The organism is Serratia oryzae (assembly GCF_001976145.1).
Classification (GTDB): Bacteria; Pseudomonadota; Gammaproteobacteria; order Enterobacterales; family Enterobacteriaceae; genus Chania; species Chania oryzae.
The window spans coordinates 226,430-244,369 of sequence record NZ_MOXD01000007.1 but is presented as its reverse complement, the minus strand read 5'-3'; the positions used below and the strand labels follow the sequence as shown (position 1 = coordinate 244,369).

Here is a 17,940-nt window from a genome sequence, read left to right as displayed (position 1 = left end):
ACTGGGGTGAGTGAGGGCAGCCAACACCCAAGCAACTTGAAGTATGGCGAGTTAATGTTATGCGCCGTATTGCCAAACAAACTTATAGCTATAGTGTTCGGCATCCAGGATAAAGTCTGGGCTCACACTCGGGCTCCATGAGTCATCACCGCCAACCCCCATATGGAAACCGTCGATATTGACCCAAACCCCCTGCTCCGCCTGCAGCAAATGATTATGCGAGGTCTTGGCTAATTGCTGCTGGCTGTAGCGGCTGAGGCCAAAGTGGAAATTCCCCTGCCACTGCCATCGACCCAAACTCAGTTGGCGAGTATTGCAGCGTAAGCCATTCTCCGTTGGGAAAATGTATGGTGTATGTAGTGCAGAAAGCGGTAACGTCCAGCGCCCAAACTGAGCAGAAAGCTGGCGATCAGGATAGTTTTCGTGTGGGCCCAACCCTAACCAGGTTGTGTGTTCAACGACATCCGCAAGCTGACAGCTCAGCCCAATGCGCGCTGGTGCCGGAATGCCGTGGGCGACGTCAACGTTGACCTCAATATGAAGTTTACCCTGGCGGTCGATAAGATAGGTCTTACGGCTGATAAACAGGACGTCGTTTTGGTAGGCATAAGCATGAGCTGTGCAGATCTGTACGCCTTGTGAGATCGAATCGGCTTCACATTGCAGCAAGCGAGTTTCTAACGCATACATCCCCGCGCTCTTCCAGCGTTCTACCCATGCATTAGGATCGATACGGGTGGCATCGCTCACCCCAATGTCATTATCCAACGGCGCACGGGTAAAGTTGTCGCGTAGCGGTGCCAACAACGCGGCTTTTTCATCCTGCCACCACTGCTCAAGCAAACCGGTTTGCCGATTGAACTGCCAGCGCTGTGCGCCCCACTCAATGCTGAAAACCTCATTGCGCTCGCTCAACCGAGGCGACTGCGCCTGAACGTCAATGTTATCAATGGGTAAGGTTAATGAACGTGCTAAACGCCACTGGTCCCAGGCACAGCGATGATGCGCTTCGGACCACGCCGTTGCCTTTATTTGGTGCACCTCTACGTTCAGCCACAGTTCGCCGCTGCCCGTCAGTTGGGGAAGATCGCCCAGTACAATTCTCTGCCTACCCTGCGCCGCTAATGACAGTTCAGCCTCGCCCTGCGCAATCACTTTTCCATCTAAGGCGACATTCCAGTAAAGCCGCTCGTTATCGCAGGTACGGAATAGATATTCACTGCTCACTTCAACCGTTAACGGCTGCTGTTCGAGCAGTTGGAACTGGAAAAATTGCTGGGCACGCTGCGCTTCAAACAGTGCCGGATGCGGGCTGCGATCGGGGAACACCAGCCCGTTCAGACAGAATTGGCGATCGTTAGGCGTGTCACCGAAGTCGCCGCCGTAGGCCCAGTAACGTTGGCCGTCATCACCAAGACGCGTCAAGCCCTGATCGACCCAATCCCAGACAAAGCCCCCCTGTAACCGCGGATGTTTACGGAAAGCCTGCCAATAACGATCAAAACCGCCAAAGCTGTTGCCCATCGCATGGGCGTACTCGCACAAGATCAGCGGGCGGTGCTCATCCGGTAAACCGATCCACTTCTTGATCGACCATTTGGGTACCGCAGGGAAGGGTTGATCCTGATCAACCCGTGCGTACATCGGGCAGATAATATCCGTTGCTGCCGTGTTGGCACCGCCGCCTTCATATTGTACCGGGCGGGTAGGATCCTGGCTTTTCACCCAGCGGTACAGTGCATCATGGTTGCAGCCATGACCGGATTCATTGCCCAGCGACCAGATGATAATACAGGCGTGGTTGCGATCACGCTGCACCATGCGTGTAACCCGCTCGCTCATAGCGGGCAACCAAGCCGGATCATCGACCAACCGGTTCATCGGCTGCATGCCGTGGGTTTCAATATTGGCTTCGTCCACCACATACAGGCCGTAGCGATCGCAAAGCTTGTACCACAGTGGATGGTTCGGATAATGGGAACAGCGCACCGCATTGAAATTATGCTGCTTCATCAGCAGGATATCCTGGCGCATGGTGGCTTCATCCATCACTTGGCCGTGTTCAGGATGGTGCTCGTGGCGGTTGGTTCCACGGATCAACAGAGGCTGGCCGTTAAGCTTCAGTAAACCATTGCTGATTTCAACCTGGCGGAAACCTACGTCATAGGCTTCTGCCTCCACCAGTTGACCCGTTGAAGAGAGCAATAGCACCACCGCACGATACAGTTCCGGCGTCTCAGCACTCCACAAGGCCGGTTGCTCTACCGGCAGACACAAAGTGGTGCGCTCATCATAAGCGCCGCGCTCATCGATAATCTCGCTGCCGAAGGGCTGAGTTTTCTCGGCGATCAGGGTATCTTTATGCCACAGTTGCACCTGCACCCGGTGTTGTTGTGGCTGATGGGCCCGCACTTCTACCACCAGTTCCCCGCGGCGGAAACTGTCGCTTAATGGCGTGGTGATATGGATATCGCTCAGGTGCGTGGCGGGTTTATGCAACAGGCTGACATCGCGGAAAATCCCGCTCATGCGCCACATGTCCTGATCTTCCAGATAACTGCCGTCGCACCAGCGCAATACCATCACCGCCAGCCGGTTTTCCCCTGCGACCAATACGTCACTGAGATCGAATTCGGCCGGTAAACGGCTGTCTTGTGAATAGCCAACCCAGTGGCCATTGCACCACAGATAAAACGCAGAGTTGACGCCATCGAAAATAATCCGGGTTTGCCCCTCAGCTAACCACGAATCATCAACATTAAATGTGAGCGAATAACATCCTGTGGGATTCTTTGCAGGAACGAACGGGGGATTAACCGGGATCGGATAGGTGACGTTGGTATAAATCGGCGCATCGTAGCCCGCTAGTTGCCAGTTTGACGGTACCGGCAATTCATCAGCGCTGTCCAGATCGTGCTGTAACCATGCCTCCGGCACCTGCTCTGGCTGACTAAAATAGCTAAACTTCCAGGTGCCATTTAATGACCTATATTGCGCTGAAGCCTTGTCTTCTCGTGCATCCTGCTCATTGCGCCAGCTTTGAAATGGTGGATGCGCGGGCAGGCGACGGTATTGCGTACAGGCGATGTTTTCCCAATCCCGACGAGATAAAACAGCGCTGAGTGACTGCCCTGGTTGAGATGAATTCATACTGCCCCCAAAAATGTTATACGCTCACAATTAGTGGTAACATGAACAACACGCATAGAGGTGTAAAGCAAATATCCCTGAGAAAGCGAGGTCAGTCACAAATTCAGCGAAGGGATCAGCACCGATCCTTCACTTTGGTGGCTATTTCGCTTCGAGTGCGGAGAGTTGGCGGGCGATACGCAATAATTCCTGGGATAAGCATTGCAGCTGTACCTTTTCTTGATACACTGCCGCTGTGGTATGCCGTTGCACCAGGCGGGTAGCCAAACGCAAAGAACCCGCCTGAGGCCTATTCCGCCCTTCCAGACATTGAACCAGGTGCTTAACACTCTCCTGCCCCAACATGCGAAAATCCTGCTTAATGGTGGTCAACGGCGGGTAATAACAAGCACTGTCTTCAGTATCATCGTAACCCACTACCGACACCTGTGCCGGAATCTGCAACCCATACTCCTGCAACGCACGCAGCACGCCCAGCGCCATTTGATCGTTTGCCACCAATATCGCCGTAGGGTGTTTTGGCAAGTTTAAAATCTGCCCGGTAAGCTGATAACCGGAAACCGCACTCCAATCACCATGGAGCACAGAGCAAGGTTCCAACTGATGCTCAGCCAGCGTAGCCAGCCATCCCTGATAGCGCAAACGCGCCGAAATCGAGACCAACGGCCCGGTAATCAGTGCAATCTCACGATGTCCAAGCGCAACCACATGTTCGACCCCTTGACGAGCCCCTTCATGGGGATCAAACAGGATGCTGGATACCTCAGAAGCGGGGTCAACGTCCAAAAACAGCGCAGGGACCTCACCACAAGCTTGTACGATCGCATGAGAATCTTCAGTACTGAGGGACACATTAATCAGCAAACCATCCACCCGCTGAGCCAACAGCTCATTTATCGCAGAGCGACAGGCCTGAACGCTAAGATCTTCCACCATGGAGATCACCACGTTAAACCCCATCTGGTTAGCCTGCGTTTTAATTGCCGAAGCGATTTGCGAAGGTGCATGCAGCGCCAGTTCGGTGGTCGCCAGCCCCAGCGTAAAACTCTGTTTACCTGCCAGTTGTTGTGCGACGCGGTTTGGCACGTAATTCAGCGCAGCCATTGCCTGTTCGACCTTGGCACGGGTTTTACCCGAAACGTGCTCAGCACGATTTAAGACCCGTGACACCGTTTGATACGACACCCCGGCATAGTCGGCAACGTCATTTAGCGTGACAGATTTAGGCTTCATACGGTTTCTCGCGTCGATTAATTCCAAGAAATCAAGCTAATGTGGCTACCAATCATAGCAGGTTAATACCTTTTATCAGGCCTTGATGTGACACTGAACAATTAGCCCGAGGAGTTGTAATAACAGCGCTTACTGCGACATATTAAGAATAGTGCGGATATTCAGGGCGCTGGTGGCGATAATATCGATCGCCCCGGTGCGCAATGCGCCTAATATCGCCAAGGCTTTGGTATTTTCCGAAGCGATGGCGATCACACAAGGGATACGCCGCAGTTCATCAATGCTTAGACCAATGACGCGATCGTTCATCACCGTGTCCACGTGCTGCCCCTGCGCATTAAAAAAGTCGTAACCGGCAATATCGCCGATCACCCCTTGATTCAGGCTGGCGTCAATAATCTCGTGCGGGGTGAACCAGCCCAGCTTGACCATGTAGCTGTTCTCGTTCATATCGCCAATGCCCACCAGCGCCACGTCGGCCTTACGCGCCCGATCCAGGGTTTCCTTGATGGTGCCGTTCTGCATAAAAGCGTCTTTCAGCGCCCGATTTTCGACATAAGCCGGGGCATACAGCGTTTCGCTGCTGCCGCCAAATTTCTTCGCCAGGCGGCGGCTGATATGATCGGCGTTAATGGCATCGCCGGGGCGATGAGTACCGCCAATGCCACAGATAAACTTGCAGTTTTTCTGCGCTACGCTGCCAATATGATCGGCAATCGCCGCCACGTTGCGCCCTTGCCCAACCGCCAACACCGTATCATCTTTCAAAGACATCGCCAGGTAGCCAGAAACCAAAGCGGCCACCTGGCGCCGCTGTTCTTCTTCGTCCTGATAGTCGAGTGCGATCAGCGCGCGGCTGATGGGAAAACGTTCCAGCATCTGCTGTTCCAGCCGGGTGCTGAATACCGGATGGTAACGCACGGTGATCTCAACGATGCCTTCTTCTTTGGCCCGCTTGAGCAAGCGCCCAACTTTAATACGTGAGATACCGAATTTTTTGGCAATCTCTTCCTGAGTGATTTCGTCCTGATAATAGGCAACGGCAATTTCAGTCAGCAGTTCGTTATCCTGGGTCACTGTGTGTTTTTCCATCCGTTATACGTTTCCCCACGGTAGCATGAGCGGTTATCCCCTTGGTCAAACAGCAGTATATACCCAATGGATTTCCAGGTGCAGCCAGCCAAGGGGAACAGCCTTCACGCATTCACGGTATTTAAGCTTTGTGTCACCCGATCGGCCAATTGGCACAACAGCAGGCAGCAGGAAACCGCACCGGCATCGAGCACGCCGCGCGAACGCTCGCCCAACCGGCTGGCACGGCCAATCTTCGCCACCAGATCGCGCGTGGAATCACGCCCCGCGATAGCCGCCTGCTGCATCTGTGCCAGGGCAGCGCTGAAGCTTTCACCCTGCTGCACCGCCTGTTCAAAACGCGCGATCGCCGGGATCAGCGTATCCATCAGGCATTTGTCGCCCACGCCTGCGCTGCTGATGTCCTGCAGCTCACTCAGGCCGTGCTGCAACATCGCCAGGAAAGCCCACTTATCCAGCACTGTTTTATCACGCACGCTGTCGGCCATGCCCATAAACAGGCTGCCATACAGCGGCCCCATTGAGCCGCCAATGCCTTCCATCAGCGCGTCTGAAACCGCATCAAACGCCTGCGCCAGCGTCAGTGGCTGGCCCTTGATGGCTTCGCCGCACATGGCAAAGCCTTTCGCCATATTAATACCGTGATCGCCATCGCCAATTGCGCCGTCGATCTCACTGAGATACTCGCGATTGCTGACGATCACCCGCACCAAAGCGGCCACAATCTCATTGCCGTGCCGTGTTGAAATATGTTCTTCCATGGTTCACTCCACCTGGGTTAAGCCTAATGAATGAGCGGGCATGTCGACTAAGGTTTTCAGCTCATCGTCGAGCTTCATCAGCGTCAGCGTCACCCCCATCATTTCCAACGAGGTAAAATAGTTGCCGACATAGCAGCGGTGCACTTTCACCCCCTGCGCAGCCAGGCGCTTTTCGATCTCGGCATAATAGATGTACAGCTCCATCACCGGCGTTGCCCCCAGCCCGGAGACCAGCGCCACCACCTCCTGCCCCTTGGCGAGCGGCATATCGTTAAGCACAAAATCCAGCATCGTGCCAGCCATCGCCGAGGCGGACTGGATCGGCGAAACTTCAATCCCCGGCTCGCCGTGGTGGCCTATGCCAATCTCCATCTTGCCGTCTTCGATATGGAAATTCGGCTTGCCAACCGCCGGAATGGTGCACGAGCTGAGGCCGACACCGATCGAGCGGCAATTATCAATGGCCTTTTGCGCTGCGCCGATCACGCCGTCCAGATCGTAGCCTTGGGCCGCCGCCGCCGCGCCCACCTTCCACATCAGGATCTCACCGGCCACGCCACGGCGTTTTTCAATCTCGCTAGCGGGTGCCGACGCCACATCGTCGTTCGCCACCACGGTTTTCACCGCCATCCCCGCCGCAGTTGCCTTTTTGATCGCCATTTTGACGTTCATATTATCGCCAGCATAGTTGCCATACAGGCAGGCAACGCCTGCGCCGCTGTCGGCCGCCTTGAATGCGTCGAGAAATGCCCCGGCGGTTGGGGAGGAGAAAATCTCCCCGATCGCCACCGCATCCAGCATGTTTTTGCCGATGTACCCCAAAAACGCCGGTTCATGGCCTGAGCCACCGCCGGTGACAATCCCTACCTTGCCTTTAATCGGTGCCGCCGGGTATTTGAGCACCCGCGCATTGTCAGTGGCGGAAAAATAGTTCGCATGAGCTTGCAGGTAGCCTTGAATGGCGTCTTCCACGACGCGATCGGGATCGTTAATGATTCTGTTCATCGTTGCCTCTTTATCTTTGTAGGGATTATTGAATGGTGTAACCGCCGTCAACCACCAGGTTGGCGCCGGTGATCATGTTGGCCGCGTCGCTGGCCAAAAACAGCGCGCTGGCGGCAATGTCCTGCGGTTCGGCAAAGCGCCGTAGTGGGATCTTCTGCTTCATCTGTTCGGCCACGTCGCCCGACCAGGCTTTGCGCCCCAGCTCGGTTAACACCACGGTGGGGGAGATGGCGTTGACCCGCACGTTGTGCGGCCCCCATTCCAGGGCCAATACCTGAGTTAAACCGATCACACCGGCCTTGCTGGCGCAGTACGCCAGATGATTGGGCAGCGCCACGACGCCGGCTTGCGAAGCCAAATTGATAATGCTGCCGCCCCCCTGACGGAGAAAATAGTGCCCCACCACCTGGCTGGCGAGAAACACGCCTTTAAGATTGACCGCCATGGTGCGATCCCAGGCTTCTTCCGGCAGTTCCTCTGCCGGATGCAGCGCCACAATGCCGGCGCTGTTGACCAACACATCCAAGCGGCCAAAATGGGCCTTAGCCTGGGCAACGGCCTGCGTTAGCGCCGCTTTATCGGTTACGTCTGTCACTATCCCCAACGCCGATGTGGTATCCAACTGTTGGGCGATTTCCACTACCTGTGGCGTGCGATCCAGCAATACCACCTGCGCACCGTTTTGCAGATAACGTTCGGCGATGGCCAAGCCGATACCGGCCGCACCCCCGGTAATTAAGGCCACTTTACCCTGCAGGGAAAATGCATTTTTTTCAGTCGACATCCATTGCTCCTTATTCCTGCGATCAGGATATGTTTGCCAGGCGAGGGTTTCCCTCTTCAGCCGCCGCCGCGCTTTCTTTCGGTAAGGTGACAAACTTCATCAGCGCGCCAGCGAACAGATACAGACCGGTGAAAATCCAGATTACCCCGCCGCTGCCCAGGCTACCGATAAACAAACCGACCACCGCCGGGCCAACGAAGGTGCTCAGCCCCGCACCAAGATTGAGGACCGACATGGCAGCACCTTTATTCTCTGGCGCCAGTGACGGCATAATCGCCGAAAGAGGAACAAACGCCGCCAAACAGGCACCGAACAGGCCCGCAGCAATCACGGTCAGCAGATAATTCGCCCCCAGGAAATAGGGCACGTAGTAGAACATCAGCGTAGTGAGCGCACAGCCGATGCAGCCAAACCACATGACGACGTTGCGCCAGCCCAGGCCGTCGCTGATCACACCAAAGATCAGGTTGAAGATGATATTGACCGTCCACAGCGCCGCGTACATCTGCAGCCAGTCGGTGCGGCTAAAGCCGATATCCATCATGTACATCGGCATAAACACCACAAAGCCATACGCGGCTGAGGTGTTGATGGTGCGCACAATGCCGCCCAAGCCGATTTTCGGGTTCTCAAAAGCGATGGTGATGCCTTTCAGCACGTAGCTCAGCGAGGCTTTTTCTCGGTTGCCCACTTCGGCATGGCCAGGCGTGCGGTTGAGCATCAACGCGATCATCGCCCCCAGCACCACAAAGATTAACGCGCTCCACAGGGTATGCAGTTCCCCCAGATACGGCAGCATGATGCTGGAATAGAGCACGCCCAACACGCTCAAACCACCGCTGTAGACAAACCAGAAGATCCCCACCGCCGATCCCAGCCTTTCCGGCGGTGCTTCATAAGCCACCCACACCAGAAAACCATAGGCAAACAGTGGGTAACCCAACCCGCGCAGGGCATAGGTCGGCACCATGATCGTCAGGTTATTGCTCGGTAAGCCCCAGACCAAAAAGCACACCGAGCCGAGCAGGAACAGCAGCAGCCCGGCCATCATCACCCGGCGCGCGGTGAAAATTTCCGCCAGCACGCCAGAGAACCAGGCGGCGATCGCCGCAGCAAAACCGTAGACGCTGAACAGCAGCGCCGATTCCTGAATGGTTAACCCTTTGCCGATCAGATAAGGCGAGAGCCAGCCTTGCTCCAGGCCTTCCCCCATCATAAACACCAGCACGCCGGCATAACCGAGCAGTAATTTTGGTGAAAGACCAATGCGATGAATCAGTCCATTCCACATAGCACACCTCAGCACATTTAATAGAGAGGTGCAGGCTCCCCCGCACCGGAACGACGCAGGCATTACAGGTTCGGGTTGAGCACCACTTTGATGGAACCGACGCCGCGCTTCATCATCTCGAAACCTTCGGCAAACTGCTCAAGCGGCAGCGTTTGCGTGACCACGCCTTCGGTAGGCAGATCGCCATTGTGAATACCTTCGATCACCAGCGGGTAACAATAGGGCCCGAGGTGTGAACCCAGCACGTCCAGCTCTTTGCGATCGCTGATAATGCTCCAGTCGACGGTCACCGGGTCTTTGAACACCGAGAACTCAACAAAAGTGCCCAGCTTGCGGATCAGCATCAAGCCTTGCTCCACAGACTTCTGCGCGCCGGTGGCTTCAATGTAGATATCGCAGCCGTAGCCTTCGGTCATGCCTTTGACGATGGCCATCACATCATCACGCAGCGGGTTCAGCACCAGGTCGGCACCAAACTTTTTCGCCAACGCCAGGCGCTCGTCCGACAGATCGAGCACCACCAGTTTGGCCGGGCCGGATTTTTTAATCGCCCCGATCATGCCCAGCCCGAGCGTGCCCGCACCGGCCAGCACCACCACGTCGCCCAGTTTGATATTGGCGCGCTGCACCGCGTGGAACGAGCAGGCATAAGGTTCGATCAGGATGGCATCTTCGATCGGCATATCCGCAGGCACGTGATAGTTGATGGCTTCTTTGGTGAACTTCATGTATTCCGCCATGCCGCCGTTGACGTTTTTCTGGAAACCGTACAGATCGTGCTTCTCACACATCCAATACTGGCCACGGTTGCAGAAACGGCATTCCCAGCACGGCACAATCTGCTCTGAGATCACCCGGTCGCCCAGGTTAAAACCTTCAACCCCTTCGCCATAGCCCACCACGTGGCCGATAAATTCGTGCCCGGGGATCATCGGCGCTTTGATGTAAGCCGGCTGTTTTTCATCACCCCAGAAGCTGGCGGCACCTTCAAAGGCTTTAACGTCACCGGCACAGATCCCGCAGGCTTCTACCTTCACCAGGATCTCTTTCGGGCCAATTTTCGGTACTGCCACTGTCTCCAGGCGGTAATCGTGCGGGGCATAAGCCACCACCGCTTTCATGGTTTCAGGAATTCCTTCGGCCATTTTTGCCGGTGTTACGCAGTTCTGACACATAGTTCTCTCCTCGGGTAGGGTTCACTACAATGATCATTAACACACATAAAGAACATATGAACACTACTCATTATGCACAGACTTGCCCACCACCAACTTTTCAAACTGTGATAGCGCTCAAAAAGCCTCCATGTAATTATAAAAAGCTACATTCATACCTACTTATGAGTATTTCATTCACTATTCGGTGCTTATAGACAAGGTTTAGATAAAAACAAAAGAACAATAGTTGAACATTTGAAAATCTCTGGTTATGGTAACACCATGACGCGCCACCGGGATCGTCACCCCTCTCGTTATCAACCTGGAGACCTTTATGTTGCCTATTGCTATCGGCGCCGATGATGCCGCCATTGAACTGAAGAATGTGCTTGTTGCCTACCTGCAGCAGCATGACATCCCCGTTACTGATTACGCGCCAGAAAACAATGGGTTACCGGCAAGCTACCCGGACATTGCCTTTGCGGTGGCGCAGGCGATCAAGGAAGGGAAACATCAACGCGGGATCCTGCTGTGCGGAACCGGTATTGGTATGAGCATTGTGGCCAACAAAGTACCGGGGATCCGCGCAGCGCAGTGCCATGACACCTATTCCGCCCAACGCGCCCGTAAGAGCAACGATGCACAGATCATCACTCTGGGCGCACGCGTGATCGGGCCGGAATTGGCGAAGTCGATCGTCGAAGCCTGGCTGGCCTCAGAGTTTGAAGGTGGAGGATCGGCCCCTAAAGTGGCGAAAATTGGTTATTACGAACAGGTGATCGGCCAGCGCTAACCCCTACCGATTGTTATTTCCCATCATAGCAATCAGTAAAAGCGCATGTGAATCATCGGCTTTATGAGGCAGTGTATTGGCCTATATGAAAAATATTCTCATTTATACTCGTCATACTTCAAGTTGCATGTGCGTTGGCTACGTTTGCTCACCCCAGTCACATAGTGGTCTATGCTCCTGGGGATTCGCTCACTTGCCACCTTCCTGCAACTCGAATTATTTAGAGTATACTCACATTGAGCAAGGAGCTTATAGATGAACCAGTTAGACGCACTCAAGCAGTTGACCGTTGTGGTTGCCGACAGCGGCGATATCGAGTCGATCCGCCAGTTCGAACCACAGGATGCCACCACCAACCCTTCGCTGATCCTAAAAGCCGCCGCGTTGCCGCAATATCGGCCGCTGATCGCCGAAGCGCTGAACTACGCCCGTCAGCAAGGGGGCAGTAAAGCCACACAGTTGATTAATGCCAGCGATAAACTGGCGGTTAATATCGGCGTAGAAATCCTGAAAAGCGTGCCAGGCCGGATCTCTACCGAAGTGGATGCCCGCCTGTCGTTCGATCGCGGTATGTGCGTGGCCAAGGCGCGCAAACTGATTGGGCTGTATCAGGCGCAAGGGATCGCTAAATCACGCATTCTGATCAAGCTGGCCGCCACCTGGGAAGGCATCAAAGCGGCTGAAGAGCTGGAAAGAGAAGGGATCAATACCAACCTGACGCTGCTGTTCTCCTTTGCCCAGGCCCGCGCCTGCGCCGAGGCCGGCGTATTCCTGATCTCGCCGTTCGTAGGCCGCATCTACGACTGGTATCAGGCCAAACAACCGACGGCTGATTACGTTGCCGAGCAGGATCCCGGTGTGAAATCGGTTCGCGCGATTTATGCCTACTATAAACAGCACCGCTATCAGACCGTGATTATGGGAGCCAGCTTCCGTAAAGTTGAGCAGGTTCTGGCGCTGGCGGGCTGCGATCGTTTAACCATTGCTCCTAATCTGCTGGAACAGTTAAAGCAGAGCAATCAACCCGTTGAACGCCAACTAACGCCATCGATCGAAGCTTTCACCCCACCGGCTCCGCTGGCCGAAGCCGAATTCCGCTGGCTGCACAATCAGGATGCGATGGCGGTTGAGAAACTGGCCGAAGGCATCCGGCTGTTCGCCGTTGACCAGCAAAAGCTGGAGGATATGCTGGCGGCTGAGCTGTAGTGCTCAGCACCGCAGATCTTAAGCGGATAACCGGTGTTTATCTGTGATTTTTTGCAAATCCACTCTGTGGCCAGTGCTGCCACAGAGTGGATTTGTCTACCACGCTGATCTGGCAGGCAGCTCTGTGCCAGGAGCAGGCGTTGCTAACTGGCAGATATAAGTATTAATGGGAAGCAGATCAGCCAAGCTACGGATATCTATTATTGAGTATTGAACTGAAATCGTATGTACTGGATTTAAAACCGCTTGCGGGTGGGATATAGGAATTGAGCTTTTTACTGATGCTTGATACTTTCAGAGCACAAACAGCGACCCAACACCACACTATAAAAGCCACAACAAAGACGAATAGAGATTTTAACATCTCTATGCCATCACTCTGTGAAGAACCTCTGTATATCTCAGAACCGATAAATAATAGCAAGCATATTAACACAAAAGGTATAAGCCACTTATGGAATTTATGAGGGTATATATTCCCATCAGCAATTGTGTACATGCCCTGATAACGCAAGACTGCCTTCAAGGACGGAATCAATGACTGCGCATGCTCTGAGTAGAAACATATGATTTTATAAGATAAATCCCGATCCTTATGCAGTCCGAACGACTGTAGACAAAACTGCTGTTCCGCCTTAGCTAACGGATCGGACGTTGGTGCAGAAGAGGTTCTAAGCCATTCGACTGCTTTTATCTGCTCGGAGGATGAGCGTGAAAAAAAGTCCCTGCGATGAAACTGAATATACTTTTTTGTAATCGCTCCGATGATAGTAAGAACTACTGCGGAAACCACCGGGATACTGAATAGATCTTTTATTACCGCTATCATAGCGTTTCTCCTGCTTATTTACTTTCTAAAAGAGATATTATCTCATTTTTTAAAAGCTAAAAAAATCTGGTTCCTCAGAGAAGTAAAATTTATAGCGACTACATCCCCTATCAAAAGATCTTGGCCTAAAGAATACCTGTATCTTCGGCAGCAACTCCATTACCTGGGGTTTAACACGCACCTTAGAGTCACCTATGGAGTAATCCCGTTCCCGAACTTCCGCTCCTTGCTCATAGCTGCCGTAGAAAGCACTTAGGGCTGCTGTGAGCGAGGAGCGGACGCTCGCATTTGTCTCAACATACTGAGGGGCTCACTAACACCTAAGTGTATTCGTCAACTGGGAACAGGTTAGATTAGCTACGTAAGTTTCAGCGTAAAATTGGGCACACTATAAAAGTGCCCAAACTTTCAAAAAATAGATAATGCTATGCATTTGAGCCAAACATCGAACTCCGCCTTACTATTTTGTAATAAGGGGGATTTTCATCATCCTCCTCAAAATCAGAGAAGAAGTGGTTATCTCTTAATGCTGTTAATAACCTTTGATTAGTTTCATCAACCTCAATTTTAGGCTTACCTCGCCCCAAAATTTTACTGAACTCAGATAAACCAAGCAGATCAAGATATTCTTTGCAGAGAGTCTTACTCAAATCCTTACTTGGCAACAAAGCGATTAGCAATGCTATCTTATTCTGCATATTTAGGTCCCCAGCGACAAACAGGTCTTTTAGTAACAGCTCAGCAACATCATCAGGGTTTGCTATCAATGTCGATATATCCTGTATTGCTCGGTTCAGAATGAGTGACTGAGTAGAGGTTCCCCAATTTTTATAGGATGACGTCAAACTTAATAGTTCGTCTGGTTTAAAATTATTCTCTAAAATACAATCATTAACGACCGGAGGGTAATTTTTATTATAAATAGCCAGCGGTACTTTAATCAATTCAAGTAACTTAATTTTCAAATCATCATCAACTTTCCAAGAAAGTATCGATATGGCTTCATCTAAGACAAAATTCTCAATTGTCATTAACTCAACGTAGGTTTGGATGTTTTTCTTAATGTAGTAGTTATTTTGTTCAGGATAATTATCTCGTATGAAATCAAGTGAACTCATACTCATGCGAATAATGTTCTTATCCACTAATATTTTAAATTTATCACCAGCAATATTAGCAATGCCAAAGGAGGTCATATAAATCCGATTTAGCGAGCAAATTAATTCATCATATTTATTATTTGATAAATCATTACAGACAATAATCGATCTAAATAATTTGATTTTCTTCTCGTTTTCAATGTCAATTTTTTTAAAGTCAAGCTCGGTATCAGTTCTATTGATAAATTCGATAAGTGTTTTATCCAGCCCATCAACATGTTCAAAATAAGAGACAATATTTTCCTCAGAGCACACTGTTCTATCTTTATCCAACAAAGATGACCATAAAGATTCGCTCTCAACCTCACTCAGAGATGTCACGAAAGTTTGCAAAGCCTTTATATACTGGCCTTTTTGTTCATCAGATATTCCCTCATTATTAAGAACGGATAAAACAATGGCTTCATCATCCACGATTGAACCATCACAACTAGATAAAACCATATCTAGATAGTCACTAATATGGTTATTAACATAACTAGCCAAGGGAGAATCAGGCTGTGACATCACTAGTGTATAGTTCTTATGGCGAATATCATCTTCACTATTAAGCGTGTAAACCTTACTTAGCATTAAGGTCAGGTTGGCAAAATTAATATCATAAAGTGAATGCTGGTAAACTGCATCAAAGAGTACTTTATTTGCGTTTTCAAATTTAATACTGACAAAAGAGACGTTAAGCAACTTAAAACCACTAATTAATTTGTCAACCTTCGGTTCTGGTATTGCTAAATAATCTACCGAATCAGAGATGTAATCAGTCAGACAATCATCAATATTAATGGCTCCGATGGCGTCATTGGCAGAATAATAAAACGTGCCTATAGAGTAGAGTTTAACCCAATCAGCAGAAAATTCACTCTCTGTCAGCGCATAAGAAAAAAACTCAGGCCACTGCGTATTTAACCGATTAATGAAGACAGGCTGAGCCCTCTCAGTTTCAAAGTAGCCACGAATAAACTCAACTCTTCTATCTTTTCTTAGTTGTTTGAATAAACGTTTTATTAAGTTTACTTGGGCTGGCGTTTGAAGCAGATAAGTTAATAAATCAAAATTAAGCGCCTCTTCCTGTTCAAAATCCACTTCTCGAAGGCGGGCAACGACCAGTTTGGGGTTCTTGAGTTGATAAGTGAACTCTTTGCCTTTTTGATCGGTAATGCTGCGTAAAAACATCTTATCAATTCGACTCAGGCTATTTTCATAAAAATAGGTCATATAGTCGGTATAGGTTTCATCAATATAACCATCACGAATAAGGTATTTAAGCAAGTCAAAATACTCACTGCTTTTTATTTCATTAAAATCTCTTTCCTCTCCAATTTCATTGGTATAGGTGAGTTTAAATATTTCATCAATGTTCTCTCTAGTTATTACTTCTTTAAGCCTTTTATTTCTAGAGTCAACCAAACTTTCTCTTGATCTTGATATAAGCTCATTAATTTCTTCTATTTTACCATTGAATTTATTTTCAACACTTTCTTTTCTAGCCGCTCTTCTCTTTGCTATATCAGCTTTCTCAGCCTGATTATAGTGAGGATGATTATTATATCTAGATAATTCCTTATCGTATATAGCATCAACCTCCTGACTAGAATTGAGAATTTCATCATTGATTGCCTCAATCTCTTTTTTTCTATCGCTAATATCTTTTTCTATTTTCTTTATTTCTTCAACAATAAGATTGTCTTTTTCACTAAATATGGAATAAACCATACCTTGATTAAGTTGCAACTCACTAAAATCTCGTGGAAAAATATTTTTATAGGCAATAATGGCCAGCATTTTATTACAGTCAAGCTCTGTTGTGTTTAATTTATTATAATAAACTTGAAATTCATTATAAATATTCTTCAATATTCTCATGTCATCAATATATAAAGACATCCCTTGTAGAAATCTTTCATTGAACAACTTGAGAATACCACCATCATCAAAATGTGAGATAAACTGATCGTAAGAGTTAGAACTATCAACAACAGGAATAACTGGAATTATATAATCAAAGAATTTGGTTCTATCCTTCGAAATGAAGATATCATCACGAAGCAAGTAAATAAAACGTAACGTCGATTTCTTGTGCCCTGCTATGTCCCGTTGAATATTAACCAGTCTGTTAACCTCATGAAGACGTTCAAAGATGTTATTACTATTAAAACGGTCCATGTCTTCAAAAACAATGGCATCAGCATCAACGTTCTCGAAAAGGTACAATACTTCATTTAAATATCTATCGAAATAAGACTCATTACTTTCTTCAAAAATCTCTATTTCATTACCCTGTAAATTTATTTTCTTAAGAACATTACGATTCTTTTGGGTTTTTATTAATTTGTAAATGAAAACACAAGATAGGATAGTACATATAAACCCACTAATTAAAAGCGTATCGTATTTAGTTGATAATGTAAGTAGTGTCTTTAAATTACCATCAGATAAAAGTGAAACAAACTTCCCCCACTTATTAAATAGAGTGATATGTAGTATCATGGCGATAAATAACACGGTAAAGATGGTATTTATCACAATGCTGTTAGTTTTTATTTACTTTAAAATGTGTCTGGGGAATATCATCAGCATTAATTTGGTGAATTAACTGGTTAAGAACTTTACCTTCTAACGCGGTTTCATTTATATCTTTACCTGGTTCATTAGTTTCAGCTTCCTCAATCGTTCTGAAATGAGCAAGTGAGATATGAACAAACTTTATATTCGAATGACTTTTCTTATAGGATTCGACAAGACTACTTTTTCCTGCGCTATATTGCCCTGATATCGCAATATTTTTTAGATCGTTATTGGCAAAAACAAAATCTATCGCATTTTTATATACACCCAGCTCAACATCGCTGAACGGCGTTAACTTTTGAAATTTATAGCTATCTTCACTCATTGATATCCCTTCCCAATCTTCACCGAGAGAGCTGGCTTTCGGAGTTAATCAAACAAAATCATGCAGATAAAATTTCGCCTTATTATAGCAGACACAACGGCAAAGATTAGCTAAAGCCTCGTTGTTTTCTTCATCTATCCCTATAATTTTACACTACAGTTAGCACTGGCTATACCTGAAAGCTTTGCTCGTAAAGAGCACAATCGCAAGTCAGCAAAGCATGACTTTGCAATCTAGCGCCGCTAAAAACAGTGCTGAATCGCTACGACTTAGGCAGCCATCTTATCGGTTGGCAGATAATTTCTAACTTCCGCTTCTGGCACAAAGCCACCTATCTGATTAAACATAGCGCTGTACCGCAACAGTAACCGCTCAAACCTGAGCTAATGCTAAAACCGCTGTGGATTGCAGGTCGGATGGTTTTCAATCTCAGCCCGCCAAAGCTCAGCCAAGATTTGCCGCCTATAAAAATGATCAACAGGTCCGGTCGCTTATGCCCTTGCCGCTCCCCCATGCCGGCCTACTCCTCTGTCTACCATGAGCGATTTCCTCGCTTTACAATCGATTATTAGTATATTTCCTGTTCTGA

General features: G+C 49.3%; 11 protein-coding genes and 1 pseudogene. 2 read left to right on the top strand and 10 right to left on the bottom strand.

Features of this window, described 5'->3' with window-relative positions; translation table 11 throughout:
• Positions 1–57: 57 nt before the first annotated feature.
• From BMI79_RS14680 to BMI79_RS14645, 8 genes are all read right to left on the bottom strand, one after another.
• Complete coding sequence (locus tag BMI79_RS14680) at positions 58–3,150, bottom strand: beta-galactosidase (RefSeq protein WP_076942879.1); 3,093 nt, start codon at positions 3,148–3,150, stop codon at positions 58–60.
• A gap of 141 nt (positions 3,151–3,291) precedes the next feature.
• Positions 3,292–4,383 (bottom strand): LacI family DNA-binding transcriptional regulator, encoded by a 1,092-nt coding sequence (locus BMI79_RS14675; RefSeq protein WP_076942878.1) that lies wholly within the window; start codon positions 4,381–4,383, stop codon positions 3,292–3,294.
• Between the two features lie 129 nt (positions 4,384–4,512).
• On the bottom strand, positions 4,513–5,475 hold the full coding sequence (locus BMI79_RS14670) for a sugar-binding transcriptional regulator (protein ID WP_076942877.1): 963 nt from the start codon (positions 5,473–5,475) through the stop codon (positions 4,513–4,515).
• Between the two features lie 104 nt (positions 5,476–5,579).
• Positions 5,580–6,236: a dihydroxyacetone kinase subunit DhaL gene (gene dhaL, locus BMI79_RS14665; RefSeq protein WP_076942876.1), complete on the bottom strand. Its 657-nt coding sequence runs from the start codon at positions 6,234–6,236 to the stop codon at positions 5,580–5,582.
• Between the two features lie 3 nt (positions 6,237–6,239).
• Positions 6,240–7,241, bottom strand: coding sequence for a dihydroxyacetone kinase subunit DhaK (locus tag BMI79_RS14660; RefSeq protein WP_076942875.1), 1,002 nt, complete (start codon positions 7,239–7,241; stop codon positions 6,240–6,242).
• A 25-nt stretch (positions 7,242–7,266) separates the two neighbouring features.
• The gene (locus BMI79_RS14655) at positions 7,267–8,025 is read right to left on the bottom strand and encodes an SDR family oxidoreductase (RefSeq protein WP_076942874.1); all 759 of its coding nucleotides are present in this window, start codon (positions 8,023–8,025) and stop codon (positions 7,267–7,269) included.
• 22 nt (positions 8,026–8,047) lie between these two features.
• On the bottom strand, positions 8,048–9,316 hold the full coding sequence (locus BMI79_RS14650; RefSeq protein ID WP_076942873.1) for an MFS transporter: 1,269 nt from the start codon (positions 9,314–9,316) through the stop codon (positions 8,048–8,050).
• Positions 9,317–9,378: 62 nt separating this feature from the next.
• Positions 9,379–10,491: an MDR/zinc-dependent alcohol dehydrogenase-like family protein gene (locus tag BMI79_RS14645; protein WP_076942872.1), complete on the bottom strand. Its 1,113-nt coding sequence runs from the start codon at positions 10,489–10,491 to the stop codon at positions 9,379–9,381.
• Between the two features lie 316 nt (positions 10,492–10,807).
• On the opposite strand from BMI79_RS14645, the gene rpiB reads away from it, so the two are divergent.
• Both rpiB and tal read left to right on the top strand, forming a co-directional pair.
• Positions 10,808–11,266, top strand: a complete 459-nt coding sequence (gene rpiB / locus BMI79_RS14640; RefSeq protein WP_076942871.1) for a ribose 5-phosphate isomerase B — start codon at positions 10,808–10,810, stop codon at positions 11,264–11,266.
• Positions 11,267–11,521: 255 nt separating this feature from the next.
• Complete coding sequence (tal, locus tag BMI79_RS14635; protein WP_076942870.1) at positions 11,522–12,472, top strand: transaldolase; 951 nt, start codon at positions 11,522–11,524, stop codon at positions 12,470–12,472.
• Positions 12,473–12,659: 187 nt separating this feature from the next.
• On the opposite strand, the gene BMI79_RS24295 is transcribed toward tal, so the two are convergent.
• Both BMI79_RS24295 and BMI79_RS14625 read right to left on the bottom strand, forming a co-directional pair.
• Complete coding sequence (locus tag BMI79_RS24295) at positions 12,660–13,301, bottom strand: hypothetical protein (RefSeq protein WP_076942869.1); 642 nt, start codon at positions 13,299–13,301, stop codon at positions 12,660–12,662.
• Between the two features lie 425 nt (positions 13,302–13,726).
• Positions 13,727–17,351, bottom strand: a pseudogene (locus BMI79_RS14625) (YobI family P-loop NTPase).
• Positions 17,352–17,940 lie beyond the last annotated feature (589 nt).

Coding starts and splice junctions, on each gene's coding strand:
- BMI79_RS14680 (WP_076942879.1), bottom strand. CDS start 3,150: ATGAATTCATCTCAACCAGGGCAGTCACTCAGCGCTGTTTTATCTCGT.
- BMI79_RS14675 (WP_076942878.1), bottom strand. CDS start 4,383: ATGAAGCCTAAATCTGTCACGCTAAATGACGTTGCCGACTATGCCGGG.
- BMI79_RS14670 (WP_076942877.1), bottom strand. CDS start 5,475: ATGGAAAAACACACAGTGACCCAGGATAACGAACTGCTGACTGAAATT.
- dhaL (WP_076942876.1), bottom strand. CDS start 6,236: ATGGAAGAACATATTTCAACACGGCACGGCAATGAGATTGTGGCCGCT.
- BMI79_RS14660 (WP_076942875.1), bottom strand. CDS start 7,241: ATGAACAGAATCATTAACGATCCCGATCGCGTCGTGGAAGACGCCATT.
- BMI79_RS14655 (WP_076942874.1), bottom strand. CDS start 8,025: ATGTCGACTGAAAAAAATGCATTTTCCCTGCAGGGTAAAGTGGCCTTA.
- BMI79_RS14650 (WP_076942873.1), bottom strand. CDS start 9,316: ATGTGGAATGGACTGATTCATCGCATTGGTCTTTCACCAAAATTACTG.
- BMI79_RS14645 (WP_076942872.1), bottom strand. CDS start 10,491: ATGTGTCAGAACTGCGTAACACCGGCAAAAATGGCCGAAGGAATTCCT.
- rpiB (WP_076942871.1), top strand. CDS start 10,808: ATGTTGCCTATTGCTATCGGCGCCGATGATGCCGCCATTGAACTGAAG.
- tal (WP_076942870.1), top strand. CDS start 11,522: ATGAACCAGTTAGACGCACTCAAGCAGTTGACCGTTGTGGTTGCCGAC.
- BMI79_RS24295 (WP_076942869.1), bottom strand. CDS start 13,301: ATGATAGCGGTAATAAAAGATCTATTCAGTATCCCGGTGGTTTCCGCA.